Here is a 17635-nt window from a genome sequence, read left to right on the forward strand (position 1 = left end):
CAGACGGGCGGCAACCCGCGCGCCAAGCAGATCATGCACCGGCTGCTGTCCGACCTGTACCGGCTGATCGACGACTTCGACGTCACCGAGGAAGAGTACTGGTCGACCGTCAGCCTGCTCAACGCGCTGGGTCACGACACCCAGTTCGGCCTGCTGTCCCCGGGGCTGGGCTTCGACCACTACCTGGACATGCGCCAGGACGCCATCGATGCCGAGGCCAAGCGCACCGGCGGCACTCCGCGCACCATCGAGGGCCCGCTCTACGTGGCCGGCGCCCCGGAAGCCGAGGGCTTCGCGCGCATGGACGACGGCAGCGACCCCGATGGCGAGGTGATGTGGCTGACCGGCCAGGTGCGTGACGTCGACGGCACGCCGATCCCCGGCGCCAAGGTCGAGATCTGGCATTGCAACTCCAAGGGCAACTACTCGTTCTTCGACCCGTCCCAGGACGAGTACAACATGCGCCGCACCATCTACGCCGACAGCGAAGGGCGCTATACCGCGCGCAGCATCATCCCCTCCGGCTACGGCGTGCCGGAAGGCGCCCCCACCGACGTGGTGCTCAAGGCCCTGGGCCGTCACGGCGAGCGCCCGGCGCACATCCACTACTTCGTCTCGGCGCCGGATCATCAGCACCTGACCACCCAGATCAACCTGGCCGGCGACCCCTATACCTTCGACGACTTCGCCTTCGCCACTCGCGAGGAACTGGTGGTGCCGGCCAAGCGTATCGAAGACCCGGCCGAGATCGCCAAGCGCGAGCTGGATGGCCCGTTTTCCGAGGTGGTGTTCGACATCGAACTGGCCAGGACCGAGGCCCCCGAGCTGCAGCACCGCCACGCCCGCCCGCGGGCCAAGGAAGACGCGCAGGACCAGCACAGCCAGCTGGCCGGCAGCGCCAAGGTCTGAGCCGACCCCTTTTTCCACGACGACCGGGCCGGCCCACGAGCGCAAGGGCCAGCCCCCTAGAACAATCGAGGACCTGGACCATGACGACCAAACTTGACCAACTCGAACAGCGTGTCCGTGGCGCCGTCGTCGACGACGCCGAGGCCGGCATCTTCCGCTGCCATCGCAGCATGTTCACCGACGAGGCCTTCTTCGAGCTGGAGATGAAGCACGTCTTCGAGGGCAACTGGCTGTTTCTGGCCCACGAGAGCCAGATCAGTGAGCCGGGTGACTACTTCACCGTGACCATGGGCCGCCAGCCGGTGGTCATCACCCGCGACAAGGCCGGCGAGCTGCATGGCCTGATCAACGCCTGCGCCCACCGTGGTGCCACCCTGTGCCGCCGCAAGCAAGGCAACAAGGGCACCTTCACCTGCCCCTTCCACGGCTGGACCTTCAAGAACGACGGCAAGCTGCTCAAGGCCAAGAACGAGAAGACCGGCGCCTACCCGGACAGCTTCAAGCAGGAAGGCTCCCACGACCTCAAGCGTCTGCCACGCTTCGCCAACTACAAGGGCTTTTTGTTCGGCAGCCTGAGCGATGACGTCCAGCCGCTCGAGGAGTACCTGGGCGAGACGATGAAGATCATCGACAACATCGTCGACCAGGCGCCGGAAGGCCTCGAGATCCTGCGCGGCACCTCCTCCTACACCTTCAACGGCAACTGGAAGCTGGGCGCCGAGAACGGGGCCGACGGCTACCACGTCAGTTCGGTGCACTGGAACTACGCCTCGACCATGGAGCGTCGCAACTACGACGCCGGCGGCACCAAGGCGGTGGACGCCGACGGCTGGTCGAAGAGCCTGGGCGGCTTCTACTCCTACAAGAACGGCCACATGCTGCTGTGGACGCGCCTGCTCAACCCCGAGGTGCGCCCGGTCTACAGCAACAAGGACTGGATCGAGCAGGAATTCGGCGAGGCGCGGGCCGACTCCATCGTCAACCAGACCCGCAACCTGTGCCTCTACCCCAACGTCTACCTGATGGACCAGTTCTCCACGCAGATCCGCGTGATCCGTCCGCTCGCCGTGGACAAGAGCGAAGTCACCATCTACTGCTTCGCGCCCAAGGGCGAGTCCGCGGAGAACCGTCGGGTGCGCATCCGCCAGTACGAGGACTTCTTCAACGTCTCGGGCATGGGCACGCCGGATGATCTGGAAGAATTCCGTGCCTGCCAGGCGGGCTACAACGGCGCGCTGGCCGAGTGGAACGACCTCTCGCGCGGCGCCAAGCAATGGATCGAGGGCGCCGACGACAACGCCCAGGCGATCGGCATGAAGCCGCTGCTCAGCGGGGCCTCCCCGGAAGACGAAGGCCTCTACGTGCTGCACCACAAGCACTGGGTCGAAGAGATGCTGCGCGCCATCGACAAGGAACGCAGCCAGTTTATCGCCACCCAGTCCGCGTAAGTCCGGCACGAACCGAGAAGGGGAGAACAGACATGAGCTTTAGCTATCACGACATCCAGGCCTTCCTGTACCGCGAGGCCCGCCTGCTCGACGACCGCCAGTGGGACGACTGGTTGGCCTGCTACCGTCAGGACGCGGTGTTCTGGATGCCGGCCTGGGACGACGACGACCAGCTGACCCGCGACCCGGAGTCGGAGATCTCGCTGATCTACTACCCGAACCGCGAGGGGCTCGAGGACCGGGTCTACCGGATCAAGACCGAGCGCAGCGGGGCCAGCATGCCCGAGCCGCGTACCACGCATCAGGTCACCAACCTGGAAATCCTGAAGGAAGCGGGCGACACGCTGGAGCTGCGCTTCAACTGGCACACCCTGAGCCACCGTTACCAGAAGACCGACAGTTACTTCGGCCATGCCTTCTACACCCTGGACGTGTCGGGCGAGACGCCGTTGATCACCAAGAAGGTCGTGCAACTCAACAACGACTACATCCACCAGGTCATCGACGTGTACCACGTCTGACCCTCGGTCTGATACCCAATGGACCCCGCGGCAGGGACGTCGCGGTGCATGACAAGGATATGCAATAACAAGGGCGTCAACGCTGCCCCATAACCACAACATAATATCCCTGGTGAAAAAGAATGAAGAAGATCGTCAAGCAAGCTGCCCTGGCCTCATTGGCTGGCATTACCCTCGTGACGTCCGGCATGACCGTTGCGGCCGAGCCGGTCAAGGTCGGCCTGATGCTGCCTTACTCGGGCACCTATACGGCCCTGGGCGAGGCCATCACCAACGGTTTGAAATTGGCCATCGAGCAGAACGGCGGCCAGCTCGGCGGTCGTGATGTCGAGTACGTGCAGCTCGATTCCGAGGCCAACCCCTCCAAGGCACCGCAGAACATGAGCCGCCTGGTCAAGGGGGATAACGTCGACTTCGTTATCGGCCCGGTCCATTCCGGTGTTGCCATGGGCATGTTGCGGGTGGCCAAGCAGAGCGGCGCCATCACCATCATCCCCAATGCCGGCCTGGAAGCCGCTACCAACCAGCTGTGCATGCCAAACGTCTTTCGTACCTCGTTCAGCATGTGGCAGAACAGTTTCCCGATGGGCAAGGTCGCCTATGACCGGGGACACCGCGAGGTCGTGACCATCACCTGGGACTACGCCGGGGGCAAGGAAGATGTGGCCGGCTTCAAGGAGGCCTTCGAGGAGGAGGGCGGTGAGATCGTCGAGGAGATCTTCGTCCCCTTCCCGGATACCGAGTTCCAGAGCTACCTTGCCCAGATCGCCAGCATCGCCCCGGACGCCGTCTACACTTTCTTTGCCGGTGGCGGGGGCGTCAGCTTCGTGCGCGACTATGCTGCCGCCGGCCTCAAGGAGAGTATCCCGCTGATGGGCTCGGGCTTCTTGACCGAGGGCAACATCGCGGCCCTGGATGGCGCCGGCGAGGGTGTACTGACCACCATGCACTATGCCGAGACCCTGGACAGCGAGGAGAACCAGGCCTTCGTGTCGGCCTACGAGGACGCCTACGGCGTGACCCCGGACACCTATTCGGTGCAGGGTTATGACACCGGCGCCATGCTGGTTCAGGCGCTCGACAAGGTCGAAGGCAATACCGAAGACCAGGACGCCCTGATCGAGGCCCTGGCCAATGTGGAGCTCGAGAGCCCGCGGGGTCTGATGAGCTTCTCTGACTCCCACCACCCGATCCAGAACGTCTACCTGCGCGAGATCCGGGATGGCAAGCATGAAGTCGTCGATATCGCCTCCGAGCAACTCGAGGTGCCGGATGACGCCTGCAAGATGTGAACCGGTAAACGCCTGACTTCTCGGGGCGAGCCTGGCTCGCCCCTTCCATCGCGGAGGAGATCTTCATGGATCTCGCATTCTTTGGTGTGCAGCTCCTCAACGGGCTGCAGTACGGACTGTTGCTGTTCCTGATCGCCAGCGGCCTGACCCTGATCTTCGGCATCATGGGCATCATCAACCTGGCCCACGGCGCCATGTACATGATCGGTGCCTACCTGGTCTATGACTTGACCCTGCGACTGGGCAACTTCTGGTTGGCTATCGCCGTAGCCATTCCCATCGCCGTGGTGCTTGGGCTGATCATCGAGCGGTTGTTCCTGGACACGCTCTACAAGCGCGACCATCTCTACCAGGTGCTGCTGACCTTCGGCCTGATTCTGGTGATCAACGAGGCGCAGCGCATCATCTGGGGCGGCGACGTGCATAGCGTGGCGGTGCCGGCGCCTTTCGACGCCAGCCTGCAGCTTACCGACAACCTGCAGTACTCGGTCTATCGGCTATTCGTGATGGGTGTCTGCCTGGCGTTGGCCGGCGTCATCTACTGGGTGATTCGCCATACCCGGCTGGGCATCATCATCCGCGCGGGGGCCGTGAACCGTGACATGGTAGAGGGGCTCGGCATCAACGTGCGCACCCTGTTCACGCTGATCTTCAGCGTCGGCGTGGCGCTGACGGCCTTCGCCGGCATGATCGCCGCCCCCTTGACCTCCATCACCCCGGGCATGGGCGACAGCATCCTGATCACCTGTTTCGTTGTCGTGGTCATCGGTGGGATCGGCTCGATCAAGGGTGCCTTCTGGGGCGCCATCCTGATCGGCATGGCCGAGACCTTCGGCTCGGTGTTGATTCCGAGCATCGCCAGCATGGTGATTTACCTGATCATGGCCGCCGTGCTGCTGGTCAAGCCACGCGGCCTGTTCGCTTGAGGAGGACGAGACATGTTGCATAGATATCCCAAGCGCGTCGCCATCATCATGCTGGTCCTGCTGGCCATCGTCGCGACTTTCCCGCTCTGGGGGCCGACGCTTTTCGGTAGCCAGTCGGATTTCATCCTGGAGAAGCTGACCTTGATGGTGATCCTGGCACTGTTCGCCATGAGCCTCGATCTGTTGGTAGGCGTCATCGGCCTGGTGAGCCTGGGTCACGCCCTGTTCTTCGGCCTCGGCGCCTATACCCTGGCACTCGCCAGCCCCGAGTTCGATGCGGCTTCGCTGTGGTGGATGCTGCCACTGGTCATGCTGGTCGCCGCGGTTGCCGCCCTGGTGGTGGGCCTGCTGGTGATCCGCACCAAGGGCATCTTCTTCATCATGACCACCCTGGCGTTCGGGCAGATGCTCTACTATCTGATCAGTACCGCGCCGTTTGCCGGTGGCACCGATGGCGTCTTCATCATGTTCCGGCCCAGCGTGACGGCAGGCGAGAGCGTGCTGCTGGACCTCGACAACCCCCAGACCTTCTTCTATCTCTGCCTGGGGATGCTGGTCGCGGGCTTCCTGTTCCTGCGCTGGCTGACCCGCTCCTACTTCGGCCAGGTACTCGATGGCATCCATGATAACGAGCACCGCATGCAGGCGCTGGGCTACGCTACCGGCGGCTACAAGCTGGTCGCCTTCGTGATCAGTGGCGTGCTTGCCGCCGTCGCCGGCATGCTGGCGGCCATGCAGTACGGCTTCGCCAACCCGGCCCAGCTCGGCTGGCACACCTCCGGCGAGGTACTGATGATGTTGATCCTCGGCGGCATGGGCACCATCTTCGGTCCAATCCTCGGTGCCTTCGCCTACGAGATCCTGCTTTACGTCTACGAGCACCTGACGGTGCATTGGCCGATCCTGATGGGCCTGACCATCATCGCGGCCGTACTGGTGCTGCCGCGCGGTATCGCCGGGCTGATTATCGCACCGCCGGGCAAGGCCGAGCTGATGAAGTCCCCGTGGCTGCGCCGGTTAGGCAGAAACCGACCCCCGGCCGACATCCCCGTGAAACCTGCCGTACCGAACAAGGAGGGGTAAGCCATGAGCGATGAACCGATCCTGGCCACTCACGGACTGACCCGTCGCTTTGGCGGCCTGGTAGCGGTCAACAATGTCGACTTCGACGTCACGCCGGGCGAGATCCACGCCATCCTCGGGCCCAACGGCGCCGGCAAGAGCACCCTGATCAACCTGCTGTCGGGGGAGATCTCGCCTTCGGAGGGGCAGGTGCTCTTTCATGGCAAGCCGATCCAGGGCAAGAGTGTTCGCCAGATTGCCCGCATGGGCATCGGCCGCAGCCATCAGAAGACCAACATCTTCCCGCGCCTCAACTGCCTGCAGAACTGCGAGCTGGCGGGGCGTATCCACATGGGTGGCGTCTTCGGCAGCTGGCGGTCCCGTCAGCGGGCCCAGAAAGTGAGCGAGCGGGCGCTCGACGTGCTCGAGACCTGCCATCTGGCCCATCGCGCCTATACCCCGGCCGCCGACATGAGCTACGGCGAGCAGCGCCAGCTGCAGATTGCCATGGTACTGGCCACAGCGCCCAGCCTGATGCTGCTCGACGAACCCATGGCCGGCATGGGTCGCGAGGAAACCGTCCAGGTCACCGAGCTGCTCGAGAGTCTGACCGACCGCTATACCCTGGTGCTGATCGAGCACGACATGGACAGCGTCTTCCGCCTGGCCGACCGCATCACCGTAATGGTGGATGGCTGCGTGCTGGAGAGCGGACCCACCGACCAGATCCGCGCGAGCGAGAAGGTGCGTGACGTCTATCTCGGGCGCCACCACGAGGAGGCGACAGCATGACGGCACAGCAACAGATCACTCCGCTGATCGATGCCCGCGGGCTGCATACTTATTATGGCGAAAGCCACATCCTGCATGGTGTCGACCTCACCCTGATGCCCGGCGAGACCCTGAGCCTGATGGGCCGCAACGGCATGGGCAAGACCACTACGCTCAAGTCGATACTGGGCTTCGTGCCTCCGCGTCGCGGCGACGTGCGCATCAAGGGGATCCCGGTGGCGAAGCGGCGTCCCTGGCAGTTGATCCGCCAAGGCATCGGCTACGTGCCGGAAGGGCGCGGGATCTTTCCCGGCATCAGCGTTCGCGAGCATCTGGTTATGGCCGCTCGGCCCAACGACCGGGGCGAGTCGCCTTGGACGCTGGAGCGCGTGCTGGACACTTTCCCCAGGCTCGGTCAGCGTATCAATCATGACGGCTCCTTTCTCTCCGGCGGTGAGCAGCAGATGCTTTCCATCGGCCGGGCCTTGACCCTCAATCCGGACCTGATGATCCTCGACGAAGCCACCGAGGGCCTCGCACCGCTGATCCGCGAAGAGATCTGGAAGATCATTCACGAGATCAAGGCCTCCGGCATCGCCACCATCATCGTCGACAAGAACATCGACAACCTGCTGGAGGTGGCCGAGACACACATCCTGCTGGTCAAGGGCGAGGTGGTCTACAGCGGCGACTCCCAGGGCCTGAAGGAAGACCCCTCCATCCTCGACACTCACCTCGGCGTCGCCTGAGGAATGCGGGAGAGACGTTTCATGCAACTTCACAAGGATTGGTCAGTACCTGCCGTCACCGCCGGCTTCGTGGCGGTGCTCGTATCCTACTCGGGCCCTCTGGCGATCTTCTTCCAGGCGGCCCAGAGTGCCGAGATATCGACGGCCATGATGACCTCCTGGGTCTGGGCGATCTCCATGGGCGCTGCTGTCTCGGGGATCGGGCTTAGCCTCTGGCTGAAGGTCCCCGTGGTCACGGCCTGGTCGGCCCCGGGCACGGCGCTGCTGGTCACGCTTTTCCCCGGCCTGTCACTGAACGAGGCGGTAGGGGCCTATCTCACGGCGGCAGCGGTGATCTTCGTGATCGGCATCACCGGCTCCTTCGACCGCATCATCCAGATGATCCCGCCGGGTATCGCCAGCGCCATGATGGCAGGGATCCTGTTCCAGTTCGGAGTCGGGGTCTTCATCTCACTTGAGTCGGTGCCGGCGCTGGCCATCGGCATGATCCTGGCGTATCTGGTCTTCAAGCGCCTGACCCCGCGCTACAGCCTGGTGCTGTTGCTGATTGTTGGTGTCGCCCTTGCCGTGGCGCTCGAAGGCGCCAGCCTGGAAGGAGTTGCGGTGCAACTGGCCCAGCCGCAGTTCATCCGCCCCGAGTGGACCTGGAACGCCACCCTGAGCCTGGCCGTCCCGCTGGTACTGGTGAGCCTGACGGGGCAATTCTTGCCGGGCATGGCGATCATGCGCAGCTCCGGCTACAACACCCCGGCGCGGCCGATCGTCACGGTGACCAGCCTGACCTCCTTCGTGACGGCTTTCTTCGGCGGTATCACCACGGTGATCGCGGCGATCACTGCGGCCATCTGCACTAGCAAGGAAGCCCACGAAGATCCCGATAAGCGCTATGTGGCCGGGGTGGCCAATGGGGTCTTCTATCTGATCGGCGGCACCTTTGCCGGCACCATCGTGCTGCTCTTCACTTCGCTGCCCGGTGAGTTCGTCGCGGTACTGGCAGGCCTGGCGCTGATCGGCGCCATCACCAGCAACCTCAGTGCTTTTGCCGCCCACAAGGATCACTTGGAGGCCTCGGTGATCACTTTCATCGCCACGGCATCCGGGATCAGCTTCCTGGGGCTGGGCTCGGCCTTCTGGGGCGTGGTGGTCGGTGGGCTCGCCTATGCCCTGCTGCACCGGCCACTGCCCGGCCTCGGGCGTAAGACCGAGCAAGCCGAAGCCCGCAAGCGATCTTGATTGTCGCGATTTCAAGAACAATGCTATCCAGAGGAGTCCAACGATGGACAAGATTCATGTGGCGATGGACGAGAGCGACGCTTCGCTGCGCGCCTTGACGCTCGGCCAGCACTTGGCTCGGCAGCTGGCGGTACCGCTGAGTATCACCTCCGTGGTGGCGGCCGAAGATCGCGTCGAGCCTCGGCGCGCGGCCCTGCAGTCGCGTCTGGTGGACCGGGAGGCGGAGGATGTGATCGTCGAGGTGGCGGTCCACGAGAGCGCCAAGGATTACCTGGGCCAACTGGCTGGCCGCGACGACGTCGGGCTGTGCATGATGGCTCATGGGCGGCGCCCGGTGCCGGAGATGCTGGTCGGCAGCGTTACCGCCGGCGTGGTGCGGCGCGCCAACCGGCCGGTCTACCTGTGCGGACCTCGCTTCGATGCCGGGTCCCATCGCCAGGTGGAGGTGCTGATGGTTTGTGTGGATGGCTCGGCGCTCTCCGAGGCGATCCTGCCTCATGCGGTGGAGCTCTCCAGGCGGCTGGTTGCCCGCCTGCAACTATTGCAGGTGATCGACACCGGTGCCGCCGCCGCGGTACCACTCGATGGCGGCCACGCCGACGTGATGGAATCCGGCTATGTGCATGGCCTGGCGCGTCGCCTGCGGGCCGACCATGCCATGGAAGTGGACTGGGAAGTGCTGCACGGTGATCCAGCCGATTCGATCGTCAGCTACCTGGCGGACTGCCAGAACACCATGCTGGCCATGACTACCCACGGTCGTAGCGGGCTCTCCCAGGTGATAGCGGGCAGCGTCAGCCACGAGGTACTGCACGAGGCGCGCTGCCCGGTGGCCGTACTGCGTCCGGCCGACATCAACTGAGCCTTTTGGTCTGGCTCTTGTCTGACGCAGGTCAAGATATCGAGGCGCGAGCTGGCCTAGTGTGACTTCATGGCTCTGACCGACAGGAGGCTTGACCATGACGACATTACGCGACGGTATTAATGCCACGGCCGAGCGCCTGGCCCATACGATGGCCGGTGCCTGGCGGCGCGGTCGCCAGCATCGAGAATGGCTGGGTCTCGATGAGGCCGGGCGTGAGTCGCGGCTGCGTGACCTGGGTCTGGCCCGGATCGATGTTCCGTTGTTCTGGTCCGAGGGGAGCTCGGCGTCCGATCTGCTGCCACGCATGATGGCGGTTTATGGCGTCGACGAGATGACGCCCCTGGTAGTCGGCAACGGGGTGAAGCGCGACCTCGAGCGGGTCTGCACCCTATGTCCTCAAAAAGCGCGCTGTGCCCGGGTACTGGACGACGCGCCGGAGCCCGAGACCTGCGGTTTCTGTCCCAATGCCAGCACCCTGGAGGCACTGGGCAGTCATTAAATACCCTCTATGCACCTGACGAGGCCTGCCGTCCAACTGTGGAGGGTCAGGCGGGCCTCTCCGTAGCGTCAGCCGTCAGGAGACGTCAGGTCCCTTGCGATTCTTGTCATTGACCTCACCGTCCTTCACTTCCTTGTCTCTCACTACATAGTCGCCTTCCAGTACCTGTTGTTTGCGATAAGACCGTTCGCGATAGGCCTCGCCGTTGCGTCGCGTTTCCCGGTAATGGGTCTCGCGATAGTGAGCCCCGCCGCCGACGCCTTGGGCCTGGTCGGCACGCATCTGCTCCATGCGCTTTTTCATGCGGTGACGCAAGAAGGGCAGCATGGCCCAGCCGACCAGCAGCAGAAACAACCCCAGCACCATCGCGACGATCATCATGGCGCCGAACAGCAGCCAGGTAAGCAGCATCTTGAGGCTGCCTGCAAGGCCGGTGGGGCGGGTCTGGCGGGCGCGTTCACGCCACTGCTGGGCGGCCTGCCAAGCGGCGTTCTGGCGAGGGTCGCGGTTTGAATTGGGTGACTCTGGCATGGAGGTCTCCTCGGCTGTGGCGGGGCGCGTCATGCTCACCCCGTGTGGCTGCCCTTTGGAGGACGCGCGAGGACAATCGTTCCTGAGGAGTAGTGCCGCGGAAGGCTGAGCGTCAGAAAAGGCGCCACAGCGCGGCGGTGAGAACCCCGGCGGTGATCGCCGGCAGCGGCTTGCGCAGGGTCAGCATCACCATCAGTGTAGCCACTAGCGCCATTCGCGCGCCCCAGTCGCCATTCACGGCCATGGGGGTTATGACCGCGACCAGCACCGAGCCGGCCATGGCATTGATGAAGCGCTCGACCCGCGGCCCGATGGGCACCCGCGACATTACGAACACCCCGCCGGCGCGGGTCAGGTAGGTCACCAGCGCCATGATCACGATGGCCAGCATCACACCGCTGCGTGTGGCATCCAGCATCATGCGCGGCTCTCCTGGCGAGACGGCAGCAGCAGCCCCACCACGCCGCCCGCCAGCGCGCCCACGATCACATGGGCATGGGGCGGCAGCCAGGCCATCGCCGCCAGCGCTGCCAGTGCCGCGGCGCCCCAGGGCAGCAACACGCTCAGGTCGCGTTTGTCGCCAACCAGCATGGCCAGCAGGAAGCAACCCATGATGGCGTCGAGCCCGAAGCTTTCTGGCTCGTTGATGCCGCTGCCGAAGACCACGCCCAGGCCGGTGCCGATCATCCAGGTAGACCACAGGGCAATGCCGCCCCCCACCAGGATGCCCAGGCGCGCGGCGTTGGAGCCGCCGGTCATGGCCATCGCCCAGTTGGCATCGCTGAGCAGGATCAGGCTGGCGTAGCGCCGGCCGGCGGGCAGCTCGCGCAGGTGAGGGTAGAAGGCCGCCCCCATCAGCAGGTGGCGGGCATTGATCGCCAGGGTGATGGCGATCAGCGGCAGTAATGGGATCGTCTCGCCCCAGAGCTCCAGCGTTGCGAACTGGGCCGCCCCGGCAAACACCAGGCCGCTCATCATCATCGTTTCAAGACCGGAAAGTCCCTGTTGCAGGGCCGCCACCCCGAAGGCCAGCCCGAAGACGATGACGAACAGCGACAACGGTGCCATGCGGCGAAAACCACTGACGAGGTGGCCCAGGGTCAGCCGCGAGTCATGCTCGAGAGTCACGAACGCCACACGTCGGCGACAATCTCGTAGCTTGCCAGCCGATCGGCGGCGTCGAAGACATCGGTGTTGAGCATCAGCTCGTCGGCACCGGTTTGCTCGAGAATATGCTCGAGCCCATCGCGAACGGTCTCGGGGCCGCCGATGATCGCGGCGCCCAGGAACTGCTGAACCTGGGCGCGCTCCCGGGGTGTCCAGTCGAGTTGCTCGACCGGCGGCAGCGACAGGGTCCGAGCGCCGCGGATCAGGTTGAGGAACTTCTGCCGGGCGGTGGAGGCCAGAAATTCCGCCCGCTCGTCACTCTCTGCGGCGATCACCGGCAGGCCGACCATGGCGTGTGGTTTGTCGAGCACCGCGGAGGGGCGGAAGTTTTCGCGGTAAAGCTTGAGCGCCTCGAACAGCTGAGCCGGGGCGAACTGGGCGGCGAAGGCGAAGGGCAGCCCCTCGCGGGCCGCCAGCCGCGCGCTGAAGTCGCTGGAGCCGAGCAGCCACAGCGGCACATGCGTGCCCTGACCGGGTACGGCGCGGACGCGTTGGTTCGGCCTGGCCTCATCGAGAAAGCCTTGCAGTTCGGCCAGCCGCTGGGGAAAGTCATCGACGCCGGCATAGGGGTCGCGGCGCATGGCGGCCATGGTTGGGCCGTCGGAGCCCGGCGCGCGGCCCAGGCCCAGGTCGATGCGGCCCGGATAGAGCGTTTCCAGGGTACCGAACTGCTCGGCAACCACCAGCGGTGGATGGTTAGGCAGCATGATGCCGCCGCTGCCGACCCGGATCTGCTCGGTCGCACCGGCGACATGGCCAATCAGCACGGCCGTGGCAGCGCTGGCAATGCCTTCGATACTGTGGTGCTCGGCAAGCCAGAAACGCGTGAAACCGAGTCGCTCGGTGAGCCGGGCGAGCGACACGCTTTCATGGAAGGTGTCAGCGACGCTGCCGCCCTGGCGAATGGGAGCCAGATCGAGCACGGAGAGTGGCGTATCGGCGAGTCTGGGCATAGGGTGTGTCCATCAAGAAGAATTGTTAGCCTGCTGGGCTTTTCATCGCCCCTACAGCATTGGGGCGGTGGGGACGGAATGCAATCCCGAGGCACCCGCCTGCCCATTCGAGGCTGAGGGAATTATTTGTTAGCATTAATCTGTACAAATCTTTGACAAGGGATGGCAGCATGGCAAACCATGGAGGTCAGCGGGTCTTTACCATTTCGGCCCTGATTATCCTGGCGCTCGTTGCGCTGGGCGCCGCGTTTCCCGAAGGGTTCGGCAATGTCGCCGGGGCGGCGCTGGAAAACGTGACCCGACTCTTCGGCTGGTTCTACCTGTTTTCGGTATTCGGGTTCGTACTCTTCATGTTCGGCCTGGCCTTCAGCAAGTATGGCAAGGTGCGCCTGGGTCCGCAGGACAGTACGCCGAGTTACAGCTTTTTTTCCTGGATCAGCATGCTGTTGGCGGCGGGTTTCGGCGTGGGCCTGGTGTTCTATGGCATGGCCGAGCCGATGACCCATTACATCGAGCCACCCTACGGTGACGTCACCGCAGAAACCACCGAGTCGGCCCGCTACGCCATTCAGTACAGCTATTTCAACTGGGGCATCCACCAGTGGGCGGCGTTTTCGGTGGTGGGGCTGATCATCGCCTACTTCCAGTTTCGCAAGGGCCAGGCCGGCCTGGTGTCATCGGTGCTCTCCTCGGTGACCGCCAAGCATCCCGGTGTTCGCCCCTATGCCCCGGCGCTGGATATCTTCGCCGTAGTGGCCACGGTGATGGGCGTGGCGACGTCGCTGGGCCTGGGCGTACTGCAGATGAACGGTGGCCTCAACGCCGTCTTTGGCCTGCCCGAGAACACGCTCTGGCAGTTCATCATTCTCTTCGTGATGTTCCTGGCCTACATGGCCTCGACCTGGTCGGGCCTCGACAAGGGCATCAAGCGCCTGTCCAACCTCAACATGATCCTGTGCATCGGCCTGATGCTCTACGTGCTGGTCACCGGTCCCACCATCGCGATCCTCGAGACCATCACCCTGGGGCTGGGCGACTACCTGCAGAACTTTATCGGCATGAGCCTGCGCATCTCGCCCTACAACGACAACAGCTGGGCGAGCAACTGGACGATCTTCTACTGGGCCTGGGTAATCGCCTGGTCGCCCTTCGTGGGCACTTTCGTGGCGCGGGTGTCGCGCGGGCGGACGATCAAGGAGTATGTCCTGGGGGTGCTGCTGGTGCCGCCGCTGCTGGCCTGCCTGTGGATCGGCGTGTTCGGCGGTGCGGCGATCAACATGGAGCTCGCCGGCGATGTGGGCCTGGCGGCGGCCACCCAGGACAATATCACTGTGGCGCTGTTCGAGATGTTCGAGCTGATGCCCTTCAGCGGCCTGCTGTCGGTGGTGGCGATGCTGCTGATCTTCATCTTCCTGGTGACCTCCGCCGACTCGGCCTCCTACATCGTGGCGCAGATGACCGACGCCGGCTCCATCAACCCGCCGCTGTTCAAGCGGGTGGCCTGGGGCGTGTTGATCGCCGCCATTTGCCTGACGCTGATTGCCGCGGGCGGGTTGTCCGGCCTGCAGTCGGCCTCGGTACTCTCGGCGCTGCCGTTCACCTTCATCCTCTACGGCATGGTGATCGTGCTGGTGCGCGAGCTGCGAGCCGACCGTCGGGCGATGCTCACCCAGCTGTATCGACGCCATGGTGAGACACCGGTGGGGGCCGATGCCTTCGAGGCCGAGCAGATGGGCGAGGAGGAACGCCTGCGGCGCGCTCCCAATGTCGTCAATCGCCGCATCAATCATTGATACCGCTGTCAAAGTTCACGAGGCAGGGTTGACGAAGATGCTGGCCAGGCACTAGTCAGACCCCGTAAGCTCCAGCAAAACAGGGATGGATCGGACTTCTCTAATGCCTCGTGACAGCGCTTCCCGCGGTCCACCGCGGCGGGGTGCCACTCGCCGCCGCCCGCCACGCCGCCTGAGCCAGATGGATATCGACCGCTGGCTGGATTGTCTGGTCGATATCGCCGTGATCACCGCCCTGCTGGTGGGGGCTGTGGCCTTGATGCTCCATTTGCTGCTCTAAGACGAGAACACGCTCGGCGCCACCCTCGTCAGCGTCGAACATTACCCTAGCCAAAGCTGTCGCAATATCTACAGACGTGAGTCCGAGCGAGCCTCCACTGCCGAGGCGCAGCGTTCGAGCTGGCCTATCGCCGGCGCATCACGGCGATGCCAGCGCTTATCCTGCCGACACGCTTACTCTACACTTGAGACTGCTTGCCCGAGGTAAAGGACCACAACGCCTATGTTGGGATTTCTGCAGGGGTTTTCCTATGGACTGTTCATGACCTGCCTGCCCTGGCTGCTGGTGGGGCTGGTCAACCCGCGCCTGGCCTTGCCAAGCGAGCCTTTCGGCCGCTTGCAGGTGATCGTGCGTTATTGCCTGCTGGTGCCTTTCATCAGCATGGTGCTGTGGCTGACCTCGCTGTGGGGCGGCTTCGGGCCGAGCCTGCTCGGCTGGATCGCGGGGCTCGTTGCGATTCCCGCGGCGCTGCCGCTGGAACGGCACCTGCGAGGCTGGCTGGGCCGTCGGCGGGAACGTCGCCGGCAGGCCAGGCTGGCGACCGAGGCCGACCGCCTGCGCGCGCAGCAAGAGCGCGAGGCCCAGGAGGCGGGTGTCGCCGTGCTCGATCCGGCCCAGCCACCGGTCGGCGCCGATGACTTGGTGCTGGCCATGTGCCGGGCCAAGCAGGCGCTGCTCGACGTGCGTCGCCCCGACCTGGCCATCCAGGCCGACCGCCTGTACAGCCGTTATCGGCATGTGATGGAGGTGCTCGGCGGGCGCTTCGACCGCGGCGAACTGGCCTTCGAGCGCTCGCGCAGCCTGGTCGGCGAAGTCTGCCTGGGCGCGGTGGATACCCTCAACTCCATGGCCTCCCAGGCCAGTGGCGTGGTGAGCGTGGACGGCGACTTCGTGCGGCGTCGCCTGGCCAAGGAAAGCAAGCGCTTGAGCGAGGAGGAGCGTGTTGCGCTGACACGTCGACTGGAACTGCTCGCCGAGACCGAGCGGCGCTTGGGCGAGTTGGCGGCGCGCAACGAGTCGGCCCTCACGGTACTCGACGACACGGCCGTGGCCATGGCGCGTATCGAGACCGGACGTCCCCAGGCCTCGGTCACCACCGACCGGGCGCTGAGCGAGTTGCGCCACTTCGTCGAGCGCGCCGATCGCTACGGGCGCAGCGAGCGTTGAGGCCTGGTGAAAGGAGGGGGGCCTGATGAAAGGATAAGGTCTAGTGAAAGGTGTGCGAGAGCATGGACTGCCCGCCCGTCATGCCGGCCATCGGCATGACGGTTTCACGTCGCAAGAGGTGTTTATGAGTCAGGAGTTCGAAGGCAAGTCCCGCCTGTCGTTGCCGCCGGTGGAGGAGATATCGCGTCAGTTGGACGATGGATCCGACATCGTACGCGACGGCGACGAAGACCCGGCGCTGGCGGCCCAGGCCGATGCCTTCGTCGATGAGGTGATCGCCGGAGGCGATGCCGGGTCGCTGGCACGCCAGCGCCGTGCCGTCGACGAGATGGGCCTCGAGCTGCAACAGCAGGCCGCCCACAAGAGCGCGATGCTGCAGACGCCGCTGCGCAAGCTGGCCCATCAGGGCGACGAGGGGGGGCCGGTGGCCAAGGCGTTGGTCGACCTGCGCGGTCGGATGCAGACCCTGGACCCCGCCAAGCATCGCCTCTCGCCGAGCCCGCTGGATCGCGTACTGGCGTTGATCCCCGGCGCCGGCAGCCGCCTGCAGCGCTACTTTCGCAAGTTCGAGAATGCCCAGCAGGCGCTGGATGCGATCATCGCCGACCTCGAGGGCGGGCGCGACATGCTGTATCGCGACAACCTGACGCTGAGCGACGACCAGCAGGCCCTGCGCGACAGCCTTGCCCAGTTGAATCGGCAGGTGACGTTGGGACGCATGATCGACGAGCGTCTCCAGGCCGCCGTCATGCGCCGTGATGAGAATGACCCGCAGCGCGCCTTTCTCGAGGAGGAGTTGCTGTTTCCGCTGCGTCAGCGCGTCGTCGACCTTCAGCAGCAGCTCGCGGTCAGCCAGCAGGGCGTGCTGGCGCTGGAAGTGATCATCCGCAACAACCGCGAACTGATGCGCGGCGTGGATCGCGCCATCAACGTCACCGTCTCGGCACTGACCGTGGCGGTCACCGTGGCGCTGGCCCTCGCCAACCAACGGCTGGTGCTGGACCGTGTCGAGGCGATCAATACCACCACCTCGGAGATGATCAGCGGCACCGCCAAGGCGCTGCGCCAGCAGGGCGTGGACATCCAGAAGCGTGCCTCATCGTCGATGCTCGACATGCAGGCGCTCGAGCAGGCCTTCGGCGATGTGATGGGGGCCATCGACGACCTGTCGCGCTATCGCCAGGAGGCGCTACCCAGGCTCGACGATCAGATCGACCGCCTGGCGGCGCTGGCGAGCCAGGGCAGCAGCGCCATCGACCGGTTACAGCGTGGCAATGACGCGAGGCCGACCCGAGCCATCGGGCCAGAGAACGTGACAAGAGATAGCCATCGACGCTGAGGCGACAGGGCGGCTTGCCGAGGTCAACGTACCGATCATCGTATTCCCGTTGACGATCATTCGGTGGCGCCAGGTTCCTCGCCATCCCGGCTAGGCTATGCTGGTTCGTGGAAGCCAGTCCCTGGCCTGC

19 protein-coding genes are annotated in these 17635 nt (G+C 64.6%); 15 read left to right on the plus strand and 4 right to left on the minus strand.

The window, feature by feature from the left end; genetic code table 11:
• The 11 genes from catA to BM341_RS09405 form a co-directional block, all read left to right on the plus strand.
• Positions 1-909, plus strand: a 909-nt coding sequence (gene catA / locus BM341_RS09355) for a catechol 1,2-dioxygenase (RefSeq protein WP_089795253.1), incomplete at its 5' end; no start/stop codon positions are given.
• Between the two features lie 80 nt (positions 910-989).
• Positions 990-2357: a Rieske 2Fe-2S domain-containing protein gene (locus BM341_RS09360; RefSeq protein WP_089795255.1), complete on the plus strand. Its 1368-nt coding sequence runs from the start codon at positions 990-992 to the stop codon at positions 2355-2357.
• 32 nt (positions 2358-2389) lie between these two features.
• Positions 2390-2878, plus strand: coding sequence for a benzoate 1,2-dioxygenase small subunit (benB, locus tag BM341_RS09365; RefSeq protein WP_089795257.1), 489 nt, complete (start codon positions 2390-2392; stop codon positions 2876-2878).
• A gap of 122 nt (positions 2879-3000) precedes the next feature.
• Positions 3001-4170 carry an ABC transporter substrate-binding protein gene (locus tag BM341_RS09370; protein WP_089795259.1) on the plus strand — a complete coding sequence of 390 codons (1170 nt, stop codon included), beginning with the start codon at positions 3001-3003 and terminating at the stop codon, positions 4168-4170.
• Between the two features lie 65 nt (positions 4171-4235).
• A complete protein-coding gene (locus BM341_RS09375) occupies positions 4236-5096 on the plus strand; it encodes a branched-chain amino acid ABC transporter permease (RefSeq protein WP_089795261.1) in 861 nt (286 codons plus the stop codon).
• A 12-nt stretch (positions 5097-5108) separates the two neighbouring features.
• A complete protein-coding gene (locus tag BM341_RS09380; protein ID WP_089795263.1) occupies positions 5109-6179 on the plus strand; it encodes a branched-chain amino acid ABC transporter permease in 1071 nt (356 codons plus the stop codon).
• Positions 6180-6182: 3 nt separating this feature from the next.
• Complete coding sequence (locus BM341_RS09385) at positions 6183-6950, plus strand: ABC transporter ATP-binding protein (RefSeq protein WP_089795265.1); 768 nt, start codon at positions 6183-6185, stop codon at positions 6948-6950.
• Complete coding sequence (locus BM341_RS09390) at positions 6947-7678, plus strand: ABC transporter ATP-binding protein (RefSeq protein WP_089795267.1); 732 nt, start codon at positions 6947-6949, stop codon at positions 7676-7678. Before BM341_RS09385 ends, BM341_RS09390 begins: the two co-directional genes overlap by 4 nt.
• Positions 7679-7699: 21 nt before the next feature.
• Positions 7700-8911 (plus strand): benzoate/H(+) symporter BenE family transporter, encoded by a 1212-nt coding sequence (locus BM341_RS09395; protein WP_089795269.1) that lies wholly within the window; start codon positions 7700-7702, stop codon positions 8909-8911.
• A 43-nt stretch (positions 8912-8954) separates the two neighbouring features.
• Positions 8955-9773, plus strand: coding sequence for a universal stress protein (locus BM341_RS09400; protein WP_175507840.1), 819 nt, complete (start codon positions 8955-8957; stop codon positions 9771-9773).
• A gap of 97 nt (positions 9774-9870) precedes the next feature.
• Positions 9871-10275, plus strand: a complete 405-nt coding sequence (locus BM341_RS09405; protein WP_089795273.1) for a DUF6455 family protein — start codon at positions 9871-9873, stop codon at positions 10273-10275.
• A gap of 75 nt (positions 10276-10350) precedes the next feature.
• Here the strand turns inward: BM341_RS09405 and BM341_RS09410 are convergent, their stop codons facing one another.
• From BM341_RS09410 to BM341_RS09425, 4 genes are all read right to left on the minus strand, one after another.
• Entirely contained in the window at positions 10351-10806 is a 456-nt protein-coding gene (locus BM341_RS09410) for a hypothetical protein (RefSeq protein ID WP_089795275.1), read from the minus strand.
• Between the two features lie 112 nt (positions 10807-10918).
• Complete coding sequence (locus tag BM341_RS09415) at positions 10919-11227, minus strand: AzlD family protein (protein WP_089795277.1); 309 nt, start codon at positions 11225-11227, stop codon at positions 10919-10921.
• On the minus strand, positions 11224-11934 hold the full coding sequence (locus BM341_RS09420) for an AzlC family ABC transporter permease (RefSeq protein ID WP_245784233.1): 711 nt from the start codon (positions 11932-11934) through the stop codon (positions 11224-11226). The genes BM341_RS09415 and BM341_RS09420 overlap by 4 nt, the downstream gene beginning before the upstream one ends.
• A complete protein-coding gene (locus BM341_RS09425; protein ID WP_089795279.1) occupies positions 11931-12926 on the minus strand; it encodes an LLM class flavin-dependent oxidoreductase in 996 nt (331 codons plus the stop codon). The genes BM341_RS09420 and BM341_RS09425 overlap by 4 nt, the downstream gene beginning before the upstream one ends.
• Before the next feature lie 170 nt (positions 12927-13096).
• On the opposite strand from BM341_RS09425, the gene BM341_RS09430 reads away from it, so the two are divergent.
• The 4 genes from BM341_RS09430 (at position 13097) to BM341_RS09440 (ending at position 17505) form a co-directional block, all read left to right on the plus strand.
• A complete protein-coding gene (locus tag BM341_RS09430; protein WP_089795281.1) occupies positions 13097-14719 on the plus strand; it encodes a BCCT family transporter in 1623 nt (540 codons plus the stop codon).
• Between the two features lie 103 nt (positions 14720-14822).
• Positions 14823-14999, plus strand: a complete 177-nt coding sequence (locus tag BM341_RS19245) for a hypothetical protein (RefSeq protein ID WP_175507841.1) — start codon at positions 14823-14825, stop codon at positions 14997-14999.
• Positions 15000-15221: 222 nt separating this feature from the next.
• Positions 15222-16166: a cobyrinic acid a,c-diamide synthase gene (locus tag BM341_RS09435; RefSeq protein ID WP_089795283.1), complete on the plus strand. Its 945-nt coding sequence runs from the start codon at positions 15222-15224 to the stop codon at positions 16164-16166.
• Positions 16167-16290: 124 nt separating this feature from the next.
• Positions 16291-17505, plus strand: coding sequence for a toxic anion resistance protein (locus BM341_RS09440; RefSeq protein ID WP_089795609.1), 1215 nt, complete (start codon positions 16291-16293; stop codon positions 17503-17505).
• Positions 17506-17635: the final 130 nt, after the last annotated feature.

The sequence above is a fragment of the Halomonas korlensis genome (genome assembly GCF_900116705.1).
Taxonomy (GTDB): domain Bacteria; phylum Pseudomonadota; class Gammaproteobacteria; order Pseudomonadales; family Halomonadaceae; genus Halomonas; species Halomonas korlensis.